Source organism: Myxococcus sp. AB036A (genome assembly GCF_006547355.1).
GTDB lineage: Bacteria > Myxococcota > Myxococcia > Myxococcales > Myxococcaceae > Myxococcus > Myxococcus virescens.
Map to the genome: position 1 here is coordinate 1 of NZ_VHLC01000019.1, position 12,937 is coordinate 12,937.

Annotated in this window: 10 protein-coding genes and 1 pseudogene; 3 read left to right on the top strand and 8 right to left on the bottom strand. The window is 70.2% G+C overall.

Annotated features, from left to right (window positions below; genetic code table 11):
• A pseudogene (locus FL344_RS10350) lies at nt 1–898 on the top strand (hypothetical protein); the annotation flags it as partial.
• A gap of 51 nt (nt 899–949) precedes the next feature.
• On the opposite strand, the gene FL344_RS10355 reads toward FL344_RS10350, so the two are convergent.
• The 6 genes from FL344_RS10355 to FL344_RS10380 all read right to left on the bottom strand — a co-directional run bounded on the left by FL344_RS10355 (nt 950) and on the right by FL344_RS10380 (nt 7,961).
• The gene (locus FL344_RS10355; RefSeq protein ID WP_141618403.1) at nt 950–2,083 is read right to left on the bottom strand and encodes a hypothetical protein; all 1,134 of its coding nucleotides are present in this window, start codon (nt 2,081–2,083) and stop codon (nt 950–952) included.
• Complete coding sequence (locus tag FL344_RS10360; RefSeq protein ID WP_140863524.1) at nt 2,080–2,850, bottom strand: type III pantothenate kinase; 771 nt, start codon at nt 2,848–2,850, stop codon at nt 2,080–2,082. The genes FL344_RS10355 and FL344_RS10360 overlap by 4 nt, the downstream gene beginning before the upstream one ends.
• 13 nt (nt 2,851–2,863) lie before the next feature.
• Nucleotides 2,864–3,868: a biotin--[acetyl-CoA-carboxylase] ligase gene (locus tag FL344_RS10365; RefSeq protein ID WP_141618404.1), complete on the bottom strand. Its 1,005-nt coding sequence runs from the start codon at nt 3,866–3,868 to the stop codon at nt 2,864–2,866.
• 36 nt (nt 3,869–3,904) lie between these two features.
• Nucleotides 3,905–4,540 carry a hypothetical protein gene (locus FL344_RS10370; RefSeq protein ID WP_141618405.1) on the bottom strand — a complete coding sequence of 212 codons (636 nt, stop codon included), beginning with the start codon at nt 4,538–4,540 and terminating at the stop codon, nt 3,905–3,907.
• On the bottom strand, nt 4,518–5,435 hold the full coding sequence (locus tag FL344_RS10375) for a HEAT repeat domain-containing protein (RefSeq protein ID WP_141618406.1): 918 nt from the start codon (nt 5,433–5,435) through the stop codon (nt 4,518–4,520). The genes FL344_RS10370 and FL344_RS10375 overlap by 23 nt, the downstream gene beginning before the upstream one ends.
• A 66-nt stretch (nt 5,436–5,501) precedes the next feature.
• Nucleotides 5,502–7,961: an HTH domain-containing protein gene (locus FL344_RS10380; RefSeq protein ID WP_141618407.1), complete on the bottom strand. Its 2,460-nt coding sequence runs from the start codon at nt 7,959–7,961 to the stop codon at nt 5,502–5,504.
• Nucleotides 7,962–8,059: 98 nt separating this feature from the next.
• On the opposite strand from FL344_RS10380, the gene FL344_RS10385 reads away from it, so the two are divergent.
• Entirely contained in the window at nt 8,060–10,258 is a 2,199-nt protein-coding gene (locus FL344_RS10385) for a PQQ-binding-like beta-propeller repeat protein (protein ID WP_194858365.1), read from the top strand.
• Between the two features lie 13 nt (nt 10,259–10,271).
• On the opposite strand, the gene FL344_RS10390 is transcribed toward FL344_RS10385, so the two are convergent.
• Nucleotides 10,272–11,186: a hypothetical protein gene (locus FL344_RS10390; protein WP_194858364.1), complete on the bottom strand. Its 915-nt coding sequence runs from the start codon at nt 11,184–11,186 to the stop codon at nt 10,272–10,274.
• A gap of 51 nt (nt 11,187–11,237) precedes the next feature.
• Here FL344_RS10390 and FL344_RS10395 point away from each other — a divergent pair, with 51 nt between their 5' ends.
• On the top strand, nt 11,238–12,269 hold the full coding sequence (locus FL344_RS10395; protein ID WP_141590059.1) for an alpha/beta fold hydrolase: 1,032 nt from the start codon (nt 11,238–11,240) through the stop codon (nt 12,267–12,269).
• Here FL344_RS10395 and udk read toward each other — a convergent pair whose 3' ends face one another.
• Entirely contained in the window at nt 12,270–12,908 is a 639-nt protein-coding gene (udk, locus tag FL344_RS10400) for a uridine kinase (protein ID WP_141590058.1), read from the bottom strand. It abuts the gene before it with no gap.
• Nucleotides 12,909–12,937: the final 29 nt, after the last annotated feature.

A 12,937-nucleotide genomic window follows, 5' to 3' on the forward strand; every position in this document is an offset into this window, starting at 1 on the left:
GGCCCGCCCTGCCCCGCCGCCCGTCGCGGTGGCGCCCGCGGCCGACGCCGCGGAGCTGCGCAGCCTGCGCGCGAAGGTGGCCGAACTGCAGGCCGAGCTCGATGACTCGCGTGGCGCGGCGTCCCACGCCGAGGAGCGCGTGCGTGACCTGGAGGCGCAGCTGGAGAGCCAGGCCACGGAGCTGGAGGCGGCCCGGGCGTCCTCGGGGAAGAACGACAAAGACACCTTCGCCCTCCGCGACGCGGCCAACAAGAAGGACAAGGAGATCCTCCGCCTCAAGACGGAGCTGAATCAGAAGGACCAGGAGATCATCGAGCTCAAGGACCAGAGCCTGGAGCTGGAGCAGAAGGCCAGCACCGCCGAGTCCGAGCTCGCCCAGCGCGACGCCCAGCTCAAGACGCTGACCGCCCGGGCGGAGTCGCTCGCCGCGGACCGCAAGCGCGTGGACCAGCAGTTGGCCGCGGCCAAGGAAGAGGCCCGGGGCGCGTCCGCGCAGCTCACCGCGCTGCAGACGGAGCTGGACCAGCACCAGGCCCAGGCGCATGCCTACGCCGCGGAGCTGGAGGATCTGCGCGCTCGCGCGGGGCAGTTGGAGGCGGACGTCCAGGCCGCGCAGCATGAGGCCGAGGACCTGCGCGTCCAGTTGGGCCAGGCCCAGGTGGAGCTGTCCGAGCAGAGCAGCCGCGCCAGCGCGGAGGCCGACGAACTGCGCGGCCGCATCGCCGAGCTGGAGGCCGCCACGGCCCGCAACGAGGAGCGCGTGACGCGCCTCTACGCACGCATCAAGAACGAGGAGAAGCTGCGCGAAAAGACGAAGAAGGCGCTCGTCATCGCGCAGCAGCTCCTGGACGAACCCGCGTCCTCGGTGGCGGACGACGCTAGCGAAGCCGCGGCCTAGTCGCGCGGGGCGCGCTCCCCGGGCATCCCGTGCCCGGGGAACTGCCAGCCCCTACCCCTGCTTCTTCGGGGTCGTCTTCTTCTCGTGCAGCTTCTTCGCGAAGCCCTGCACGGCCGCGGGCACGTTCTTGTCGCGGCTGAGGTCCTTCAGCTCGGCGTCGCGGAACGAGTTGAGGAACTTCATGGTAACGGTGAGCGGAACCTTGGGGTTCTTCACCAGCGCCATCTTCACCTTGTGGTTCTTCGTCCACTCGCGGTTGTTGTAGATGACGCGCAGCACGTCATCCATCATCGCGCGGTTGGCGGCGCACGAAAGCACCTCACCGTCGGTGATGCGCGGGCTGCGGATGACGGCCACCGCCACCAGCTTGTTCGTCTCGCGGATGAGCGCGGTGCGGGCTTCCTTGTTTCCCAGCGTGGCCAGCTTGATCTTCTCCGCGATGGACATGCGCATGACGCGCTGGGCCAGCGTCAGGCGCTTGCCCTCCTCCATGGGCGCGGCCGATTCGTCCGCGGCCTCCTGGAACTCCTGGAGCACCTCCTCCGCGGTAGGACCCTGCGGCGGGGGCGCCTCAGCGGCCTCGGGGCCGAAGACGCGCACGCGCGCGGCCTTCATCTGCGGCACGTCCATCAACGTCAGCCCGCTGCGCACCGCGAAGTCGCAGACGTTGTCGATGAGCGACACCGGCGCGCTCGCGTTGGCGCAGAGGTTCCGGAGGATGTCCTCGTGGCGCAGCAGGCGGAGCTGGTTCTGCCCGATGATCTCCGCGAGCTTCGGGCTGCAGTCCTTCGCCACGTCCGCCACCGCGTCGTCCGGCGTGCTGGCGTTGAGGACCAGCATCTCCGCGTACGCCTCGTTGCCCTTCACGAGCCCCAGGAGGTAGCCGAGCACCGGCGGCTGCACCTCTTCGTCACGCAGCGCGGAGCCCAGGATCCGGTCCGGCAGCCCCGCGGCCGTCTTCGCGGCCGTCTCGCGCACGTTCGCGTCCGGGTCGAACGTGAGCATGTAGAGCGCGCCCACCATGTCGGACGGGCTGAGCGGAACGAGCGACTTCGCCGCCATCATCCGCAGCGGCACCGGCGCCGCGGGGTCCACGTGCTTGCGCAGGTTGGGCGGCAGGAACTCCGCATCGAAGGGACAGCCCGGCGGCGGCGCCGGGACGGCGTTGGGAGCGGCAGTGGTCATGACGCGTGATTCCTTCCGTAAATGATGCGCAGGCCCTCGAGCGTGAGAAACTCATCCACCTGGTGGATGGCCTTGGACTCGCTGGCCACCAGCGACGCGAGCCCCCCGGTGGCGACGACCTTCACCGGAAAGCCCAGTTCGGCCTGCATGCGGGCGCAGATGCCGTCCACCATGCCCACGTAGCCGTAGACGAGCCCGGCCTGCATGGAGTGCACGGTGTTGCGCCCGATGACATGCGGTGGCCGCGCGAACTCCACGCGCGGCAACTTGGAGGCATTCTGGAACAGCGCCTCCATGGAGATGTTGATGCCGGGGCAGATGCAGCCCCCCAGGTACTCCCCCTTAGGCGACACCGCGTCGAACGTCGTCGCGGTGCCGAAGTCCACGACCACCACGCCGGCGTGGTGTCGCTCGTAGGCGGACACGGCGTTCACGATGCGGTCCGCGCCCACCTCCCGGGGGTTGTCGTAGAGGATGGGCATACCCGTCTTCACGCCGGGCCCGATGAACATGGGACGGACGCGGAAGTACCGCTCGCTCATCTTCTCCAGGTTGGACTGGAGCGGCGGCACCACGCTGGAGACGACGACCGCTGTCACCTTCATCGGGTCGATGCCGCGATGGGTGAAGAGCTGCCGGACCAGGATGCCGTACTCATCCGAGGTGCGGCGCGTGCTGGTCTCCACGCGCCAGTGGTCGAGCAGGCGCCGGCCCTCGAACACTCCGAGCACGGTGTTGGTGTTGCCGACGTCGATGGCCAGGAGCATCACACCGCGCACTCTACCGCCGTGGGCGCAGCTGCTCCACGTCGCCCGCCAACACGCGTTCGAGCGAGCCCTCCGCCGTCCGGACCAGCAGCGCCCCGGATGGGTCGATGTCCTCGGCCCGTCCCCGCAGCTCCTGCCGGTCAGTGCGCACCAGCACGTCCTGCCCCAGCGTGGAGGACAGCGCCTTCCAGCGGGCACGCACCGCGTCGAAGCCCGTGTCCAGGTAGAGGTCCAACCACTCCTCCAGCCGCGTCCAGAGCGACGCGGCGAAGCGAGCCCGGTGTACCGGCTGCCCCAGGGCCAGGGACAACGATGTGGCGGTGGCCCGCAGCTCCTCCGGGAAGTGTTCGGCCTGGGAGTTGAGATTGACCCCCACGCCCACGATGACGAAGTGCACGCGCTCGGGTTCGGCGGACAGCTCGGTGAGGATTCCCGCGACCTTGAGGCCGTCGATGTGGACGTCGTTGGGCCACTTGATGGCGGCCTCCACGCCCGCGTCGCGCAGCGACTCCGCCAGCGCCACGGCCGCCACCAACGTCAGCTCCGGCGCGCGCTGGGGCGGCAGGCCCGGGCGGAGGATGGCGGAGAAGTAGAGGTTGAGGCCCGGCGGGGACACCCAGGTGCGGCCCCGGCGCCCCTTGCCCGCGGTCTGCTGCTCGGCCACCACGACCTCACCGTGCCTGGCGCCGTCCTGGGCCAGGCGGAAGGCCTTCTCGTTGGTGGAAGGCAGCGATTCGTGGTGGTGGATGGTGCGGCCCAGGTCGTGGGTGTCCAGCAGCGGGCCCACCTCGAGCGAGGTGAGCCGGTCCGGCACCTCCACCAGCCGGTAGCCTCGCGCGGACACCGCCTCGATGCGGTACCCCTTCGCGCGCAGGGCCTCCACGTGCTTCCACACCGCCGTGCGCGACAGGCCCAGCTTGCTGGAGAGCGCCTCACCGGAGGTGTAATCGCCCCCGCTTTCCGACAGGAAGCTCAGGATGAGCTCTTCCTGGGTCTGCTCGTTCGCATTGGCGGCCACAGCGGCACCTCGTGGAGAGTCTCCACCGTATCAGCATCAGCCCGAAGGCGGCGCCGCGCCGTCCCGGAGCTGCCAGGCTGTCAGCTCCAGGGAGGTCTGCGGCATCAACTGGCCGTTGGTCTCCACGGCCATTTCGATGCGCACCACGCCGACGCCAGGCGCGAACGTCATCGTGTTCACCAACGTGGCCTTGGCGTCCACCCGGTTGCGGCCCTCCACCTGGACACAGCGCGGGAAGGTGCCCGCGGGCGTCTCACAGGAGTCCCCCGCCTGGACGATGTGGTAGCGCTCCGTGGAGGACACGGACACCACGTTCGTCCACGAGTGCCCGGTCCTCACCGGACCGCGCAGCAGGTAGCGCTTGGGATCTCTCAAGCCGTAGCCGTCCAGCGAGAGCTGACCGCCCTGGCTGTCATGGAAGACGCCGGCTTCTTCCTTGAGAATCTCCACGGTCACTTGTTTGTCGTCGCGGCCGTTGATCCGGTAGGTCCAGCTGTTGCCCACCGCGAGCGGGTAGTACGCGGACACGTCGTCGGTGCCGGCGCTCGCACCCGCCGCCGCGTCGACGTTCTTGGAACAGCCCGTGCCCAGCACCAGGGCCGCCAGCACCGCGGCCCCGCCCATGCCGAATGAACGCTTCATGTCGATGTCAGTCCGCGCGGCCGGGGCCACGCGCCTCCGCAGGTGAGTGCTTACGTGATGCGTAGAGCGTGTCCAGCGCCTGCTGCGCGGCGGCCTGGACGGCGGGCGCATCGTGCCCCTGCGCCATCGTGTAGAGATAGGCCTCCGCCTCCGGGCCACCGATTTCGCCCACCGCGAAGACAATCTCCTGCACGAAGCCCAGGTCACGGCCACGCGCCAGGTCGATGAGCACGGGCACGGCGACTCGCGCCTTCATTTCCACGAGCGAGCCCATCGTCCTGCGCACCGTCTCCGCGTCGGTCGCTTCCTTGAGCCGGTCGATGAGCAGCGGCGCGGCCGCCGGGTGCTGCCGTTCCGCCAGCGTGCGCAGGCTGAACTCCCGCACCCGCGAGTCCGTGGCCTTGAGGTCCAGCACCAGCGCTTCATCGGAGCGGTCCAGCGCCGTCAACTGCATGACGGCGGACTCGGTCACCTGGCGCAGCACGTTGGTCAGCGCCGTGCGCATGGCCATCTGCCGTCCCGCGGGCGAGTCCTCCTCGACGGGCGCCTCTCCGAGCCCGACCAGTTCGTAGCGCTGAGGCAGACTCCCACCGAAGCGCTCCAGGACCAGGTTGGCGCCCACTTCGGCGAAGCTGCGCGGGTCACCGTCCTTCAGCACTTCGCGGGTGAAGGGCACGTCCAGCGTCATGCGCCAGGGCCGCTCCTCACGCGGCGCCTCCGCGCCTTTCTGCTCGAAACGACCGGAGTCCTTCAGGGCGGCGGTGAAGAGCGTGGCCACGCCCTCGGGAGCCAGGCCCAGCAGGGCGTTGTCCCGCAGGGTGGCTCCGGAGAGTTCCACCGGCGCCACCGGGTAGCGCGGCGACTGCCACCGGCAGGCACCGAGCAGCAGGACGACGCAGGAGGCGAGCAACAGGACCGGCTTCATCGCTCCCCAGGGTAACACCTGGAGAGCGACGGCGCCGACCAATCCCTCACCTCCTGGAGTGCCGCGTCAGCTATCGCGCTCCCCGGACGGCCCCTTGGGGGGCTCGGACGAGTCAGCGGACGGCTCACCGTCGGTGGGAGAGGAAGCAGGCTCGCTGACCTGCGCGCCCTCCACGACGCCAGAAGACGTCGTCGTCGCGGCACCAGGGGCCACTTCGCCCGCCGAGCCGTCCGGCACGCCCGCCTGCGTCTGCCCCGAAGTCGGAGCAGCCGATGTCGTTCCTTCGGAAGCAACAGTCCCGGGCACGTCTGCCTGCGTGGCGACGCCCACGGACGCGGATGCCGCTTCGCCGGAGGCTGCCTCGGAACCGGCACCATCACCCGCCGAGGCAATCGCTTCGCCCAACGTGACACCTGGGGCAGCAGCCGAGCCCTCGCCACTGTCAGCGCGTGCATCGACCGACTCGGAGACGGGAGGTGCCTCACCAGCACCGTTGGCAGCAGGAGACTCGACCCCCGTCACACCGGTTTCGGCAGTCGACACACCGGTGGCACCGACAGGAGTCGTCTCTCCCGCGACGCCCCCGGCAGCCGTCTCTCCGTCAGTGCCCGCAGCCGAGGCTCCGGCCTCGTCAGCGGCGACACCAACAACCCCAGCAACGGAAGCGCCCGCCTCACCCGCGACCGAAGCGCCCGCCTCACCCGCGGCGGCGGCCTCTCCAGCAGTCCCCGCCTCACCCGCGGCGGCGGCCTCTCCAGCAGCCCCCGCCTCACCAGGAGCTCCGGTGGCGCCAGCCTCACCCGCGCGGCTGCCACGGCCGCGACGGCCCCGGCGACGACGGCGGCGGCGCTTGCGGTCACCCTGTGCCCCTTCGGCACCGGCCTCCGCGGGAGTTCCATCGGGACGCACACCCCCCACGAAAGCGCTGGCGGCCTCGAGGTCGTCATCATCCCCGTCCTCGTCGTCGCCCTCCTCATCGTCCTCGCGGCCCTGCAGGACCGGCGCGGCCGGAATTGGAGCGGCTTCACGCGCCTCCCCGGCGGGAGCAGCCGAAGCCTCCTCCGTGGAAGCCCCCGCGGTAGCCTCGGCTTCACGAGCCTCACGGGCCTCGCGCGACTCACGCTCACGGCGGCGCTTCTCACGCGGACGCTCGCGCTCCGCCGGCGCCGCGGCTTCGGTGGGCTCCTCGCCCTCCCGGGCCTGCTTCTCGCGCTGACGCTCCTCGCGGCGCTTCTGGGCCTCCTCGGCATCCAGCTTCGCGGCCTCGAAGAACTTCTCGTCGACCTCGTACAGCGCGACCTGCGTGACGGAGACGGCCGTCTCCGCTTCCAGGAACTTCTCGCCCAGCGCGTCACCGCACCAGAGCATCACCAGCGAACCGTTTGCCTGCGCCTCGGTGCGCGCATCACCGCGCACGTCACCCGCGCTCACCAACAGGCCCACCTGCGCCGAATAGTGGCCCAGGTCACGCCGCAACTCCTGCACCGACTTGCGGTCGATGCCAGGGGTGCCCTTCAGCATGCGCACCGCGTAGCGCAGCTCCACGCTGCCCTCGCGCTTGCGCGCCGTGAGCAAGGGCCCTTCCTTGGACCGCTTGGCCACCTTCAGCTCGCGGAAGCCCAGGCCGTGCATCATCTTCACGACGGACTTCTCGAACGTACCGACGTCCAGCTCGCCCAGGCGCTTGCGCAGCCCGCGCGCCACGGAGCGGCGCGCGTCCTTGAGCGCGGCGCGCAGCGTGGACACCAGCGCGGCATCCGCAGGGGCCTCGCCCGCGGCAGCCGGCTTGCCCAGCACCGGACGGCCGGCCTCCAGCGGGATGCCCAGCGCCTGCGCGAACGCGGCCTGGAGCTCCAGCGGCGGGGCCTCGCTCGGGGCGCCAGCGCGCTCCAGCGACACCTCTCCAGAGTCCTTGCTGAAGGCGTACTGCGGCCGGCGGCCCGCGTCGATGCGACGCTGGTTGTCCTCCAGCAGCGCGGTGAGCACCGCCTCCACCGTGGTGTCCTCGGCGCACAGCTCCTTGACCCGGGCGCGCTCGATGATCTGCTCGGTCCGCAGCCCGATGTCCGACTCGCTGAGAATCTCGAACACCACCTCGGGCAGCGGCGGGAAGCGCTTGCGGCGACCGCCACGCTCCTCGTCCTCGTCGCGGCGGCGCTTGCGGTCGCTGCCACGGCCCGCGACCCGCACGTTGTCCGTGCGCGGCTCCGGGTGACGCTCCGGCGGACGCAGCGGCGGCAGCTCTTCTTCAGGATGCGGCTCCACCACGCCGGTTTGAGCCAGTGCCTCGACGTCCTCGGGAATCGACCAGTCAACCAGCGCGAAGGTATCCTTCGCCGTCACAAGTACCTTGCGATCCCGCGTGCGGCGCGCCATGGCTGCGAGGCGCGACAGCATCGTCACCTCAGGCGTCTTGCCCACGTGGGAGAGCAGGCTCTGCTGGATGGACTTCTCGGTAATTTCAAGGAAGTGGAGGGGACGACCTTCGCTCTCCAGGATGCGGAGCGCGGCCTCGTAGAATGTCATCGAGTATTCCCCAGGAATTCCGAACGGTTACAAAAATGTAGGTCCGTATAGGCGGCGGATGCTAGCCATCGCTAAACTGGCTTGTCAACGAACGCAAGATGACCCGCATACGCATCGGACAGCGCTGGAAACGCGAACCCGCGGCATCCCCGCTCGATTCCATCGCACTGGAATTGGACGGGGTGGACCTTCTGTCCGGGGCCGTGGAGGAGTCTCTAGCAGAAGTCGTCCCCTCCCTGGTGCGCTCAGTTGCGGCGCTCGCGGGTGGACGTCAGAAACTGGCCCAGGTCTCCCTGCCCGAGGCCCACCTGGAGCTGGTGCTCCGCCGCATGGGGCCGGAGGTGGAGCTGCTGGTGGCCAACCTCTCCCGCCCTGCCCGGCTGATGCGCCCGCCCGTCCGGGTGGAGCTGGAGGAACTGGTGGAGGCGGTCCGCGAGGCCGGCGAGCGATTCCTCGCCGACGTCACCCGGGCTGGGCCCAAGGCGCTCGCCACCACCGTGGGGCAGGCCCTCAAGGAGCCGCTGAAGGGCCTGAACCGGCCCGCCCGTCCTCCTGACGAGGCGCCGGCCCGGCCCGCCACCCGGCGCGTGGAGCCCACGGAAATCCCGGGCTTCGGCTTCGAGCTCCGGAACGCCGGGGCGCCCATGGGCCGTGGCGCCGCGCGGGGGACGGCCGGACTGCTCGCGCCCCTGCTGGCAGCGGGCGAGGTCTGGCTGTCGCTGCCCGGCAAGCCCGAGGCCTGGCGCGTCCCCGGCCCGCCGTTCCTGACGACGCTGGAGCTGTCGCGACAAGCGGTGGACCTGGCGCGCGCGGTGGAACTGGGCGAAAGCCGCTTCGAACTGGCCCCCGCGGGCGCGAAGCCTTCGCTCCTGGTCGACCTGAAGTCGGGCCAGGCGAAGGCGGGACGCACCGGGGCGCCCTTCCCGCTCACGGGCACCGTGCTCGCCGCCGCCCTCTTCCACCTGGGCGAGTCCCTGGCCGCGGCCTTCGCGGAAGCGGACCACGCGCTGGTGGCCAACCCGTACCGGATGGAGCTGGCGGAGCGCTGCCGCGAGGGCCTTTCGCACCTGCGAGGCCCCGTGCAGCCCCCCGAGGCCAAGGGCGCGGCCCGCGAGAAGAAGGCCCGCGCCACGGGCCAGGGCACGTCACGGCCGTTGAAGGTCCCCGGCCGCTTGCGCCGGCTGCGCTTCGCGAAGCTGTGGGAGAAGCGCGGCCTGCCGGACGCGGAGGAATCGCGGCTGCTGCTTGGCCGGCACGGACCGGTGTACTGCGCGCCGCACCTGGCCTCCGCATTCTCCCGCAAGGACGGAGAACTGCTGTGGAAGCGCGCCGCGGCGTTGGGCGTGGCCGCGTCGGCGGATGGCCACGCGGTGGCGGCGGACATCGCGCGCGTCTACGGCTTCACGGGCCGGGGCGGTGGCGCGCGCTGGCTGCATGACCACGACGGAATCCCGCTGGGCCCGCTGCTGCTGCGCAAGGACGGCCTGCTGCTCACCTTGTCCGAGGACCGCACCGTCGTCGCCTTTGCGGAGGCCACGGGCCGCGAGGTCTGGCGCCTGGCGCCGCCGCGCACCCAGCGCAGCTGGCTGGCCACCCAGGGACACCGCGCGCTGGTGGGCACGGACTCGGGCTACCTCTATGGGCTCGACCTGGAAGATGGACAGGTCCGCTACCGCATGCGCGCGCCCATGCCGTTCCACGGGCCCCCGGTGGCCTGGGGCCGGCGCTTCCTGGCCATGCTGGGCCGCGGCTCGCACTGGGCCGTGCTGCTCGCGGATGCGCACACCGGCGAATCCGTGTGGACGTATGAGCCGAACCTGTCCCACCTGTCCGCGCCGTTGCCCGTGGGCTCGCGGGTGTTCATCGCCGGAGAGCGCGAGCGCGAAGGCATCCTGCTCTGCCTGGACACGAAGGGCCGACGCCTCTGGGAGCGCCCGCTCAACCTGGGCCCTGGCCCCTTTGCGTTGGCGTCCCTCCCTCGCGCGGTCGTGGTGACGAGCGCCTCGGGCGCCGCCACCCGGGTGGCCGCATCCGGCACGGTGGACTGGCGCGTGGGCGCCGCGGGCGAGCCGCTCATCAACGCGCTCCCCGCCCATACCGCGCGCGACATCACGCTGGTGCCGGGGGAGCGCGTCCGTGCCGTGGACCCCCGCGGCGGGCAGGTGCTCGCGGAGGTCCAGGCCGGCGTGGGGCTCGTCGCGCTCCAGGCCGACGTGCGCCTCAACCTCTACTTCCTGGACGACGCCGGCACGCTGTCCGCGTACCGGCTCGGCTCTCACTTCACGGTGGTGGAGTAACCCCCGCGAAGGCCTAGTTCGCTGCGGCCTTCGACGGGTCGATCTCCTCCTCGGGCCGCTCTTCCTGGGTGGCACCCTCCCAGGTCTCGCCAGCGCCGAGCTTCCACTCCGACGGCACGTCCAGCTTCCACACGTAGGTGGACGTCGCCGTACCGCCCGACGCCGCGCTGGAGGAGAGGTTGATGGTCATCTCCACCTTCGCCACCTCGTTCGGGAGCAGGTCCAGGTCGTAATGGCCCAGCACCATCTGCGGGGGGAACGCGCGGACGAAGCGCTCCGGGTGGTCAATCTTCATGGACGGGTCGGCGCCGCGCATCTCGCCCAGCAGCTTCCCCTTCGCGTCCGTGAGCTTCCACACCGTGTCGAACGTGGCGCTGGTCATCATCTTCAGCACCTTGCCGTCATCCTTGAGCACGCGCTGCGCGCCCCACACCGCCAACTGCAGGCGGATCTGCGGCTTGCCCAGCACCATCACCACGTCGGAGGAGATGATGTCCAGGCGCATGCCCTTGTCCGTGGCCGACCACACCGGGCGGTAACGGCCCTCGCGCAGGCTGTCGAACGTCTTGCGCGTGTACTCGTAGAAGGCCTTGCGGTCCTTGGCGCGGTCGTCCTTCGCGCCACTCTCCTCGCGCTTCTCCAGCTCCAGGAGGTAGTCGTCGAACTTCGTGTTCCCCTTGAAACGCGCCAGATGCGCGTCCACCTGCTCGAAGTAGTTCTTGAAGAAGGGCTTCAACTCATCACGGTAGCTGGCCTCGTCCGGGTTGGCGCGCATCCAGCCCACGCGTTCGAGGTACTCCGCGTGAATCCGTTGCTGATCCGCATCCCGCTGAGCCTCCAGCGCGCGACCGCTCGCGCTGCGATAGCTCATGACGGCGGCCAGCAGCACACCCGCGACGATGACGATGACTCCGAAGTAGCGCTTCACGCGGCAGTCTCCTGTGCCTTTGTCCCGGCAGTGATATGAAAAATCCCCAACGTGATCCAGGCCACCGGGACCCACCTGTTCACCACGCCCCTTCCCTTGGAGGAAGGAGAGCTGCTGGGCAATCCCCAGGTGGCGTGGGCGGCCTACGGAGAACCATCAGACGGCAAAGCGGTGGTGTTGCTGCACGACCTCGCGCATTCGCACCTCGCGTTGGGCCCGCCGGAGGACTCGGCATACCAGCCCTCCGGCTGGGGACGCGCCCTGGTGGGGACGAATCTCGCGTTGGACCCCGCCATCACCCCCGTCTTCTCTCCCGGGTTGCTCGGCAGCCCTTTCGGCAGCACGTCGCCCGCGACGGTGAATCCCGCGTCGGGTGAACGCTGGGGGCTCGAGTTGCCGCCGCTCACGGTGCAGGACATGGCGCGCGCCGTGTCGGCCACGCTGCGCGCGCGGGGACTGACGCACGTGCGGGCGCTGGTGGGCGTGGGCCTGGGCGCCCATGTGGCGCTGCGAGTGGCGTCACTGTTCCCCGACCTGGCCGAGGGCGTGGTGGCCATCGGCGCGGCGCGCGCGCTGCCCGAAGGCGTGCGCGAAAAGCTGGGCCTGTCCTGGCAGGTGCTGCGCGCGGACCCGGACTACCGGGACGGCCTCTACGCGCTGGACGCGCCGCCGCGAAAGACGATGCGCAAGCTGCGTCTGGACTTCCTGAAGCTGCTCTGCGGGCGTGAGTTCCTGGCCTCCGCGTACCCGGCCCCCGAAGCGGCCCGCGCCGCGCTGGAGGCGGAAGCGGATGCCTTCGCGGACGCCTTCGACGCGGTGTCCTGGGCGTCGCTGTGCTCGGCGTACGCGGGCAGCGACGTGTCGGACGGCTTCTCGCGAATCCGTGCGCGAGTGCTCCTGGTGACGGGGACGTCGGATGCCATGGCCCCGGTGAACCGGGTGCGTGACACCTACCACCTGCTGAGCGCCGCGGGCGTGAGCGCCCGTTTCCTCGAGCTGCCGGGGCCCGGGGACCACGCGGCACTGCTCCAGGACGCGGAGCGGCTCCATGGCCCGCTGAGCGACTTCCTGCGGCGCTGCTGACTAGTCGTCCCGATTCACGGCGCCAGAGAGCTTGCCGCGAAGCGCGCCCACCAGCATGCCGATGGCAATCTCGTTGTTGCCGCCGTGCGGGATGATGATGTCCGCGAAGTGCTTGGACGGCTCCACGAAGCCCATGTGCATGGGCCGCACGTGGCGCAGGTACTGGCTCACCACGTGGTCGAAGTCGCGTCCGCGGTCCTTGATGTCGCGGGTGAGGCGCCGGAGGATGCGAAGGTCGTCGTCCGCGTCGACGTAGATCTTCACGTCCATCTCATCCCGGACCTCCTTCATGTGGAGCACCAGGATGCCCTCGATGAGGATGATGTCGCCGGGGTCCACCTTCTTCGTCTGCGGCGTGCGCGACGAAGTGACGAAGTCGTAGACGGGCTTCTGGATGGGCTGCCCGGACTTCAGCGCTTGCAGGTGCTGAACGAGCAGCTCCCTGTCGAAGGCATCCGGGTGGTCGAAGTTCACCTCACGCCTGTCCGCCAGCGGAAGGTCCTTCAAGTCCCGGTAGTATGAATCCTGATCGATGAAGGCCACGCGGCAATCGGCCAATGCCTCGCGTACCTTGCGGGCAACGGTGGTCTTGCCGGACGCGGTGCCGCCCGCGATTCCGACGACGAGGGGGGACGCCATGTGGGCGCGACGTATCTTACCAGGGCGAC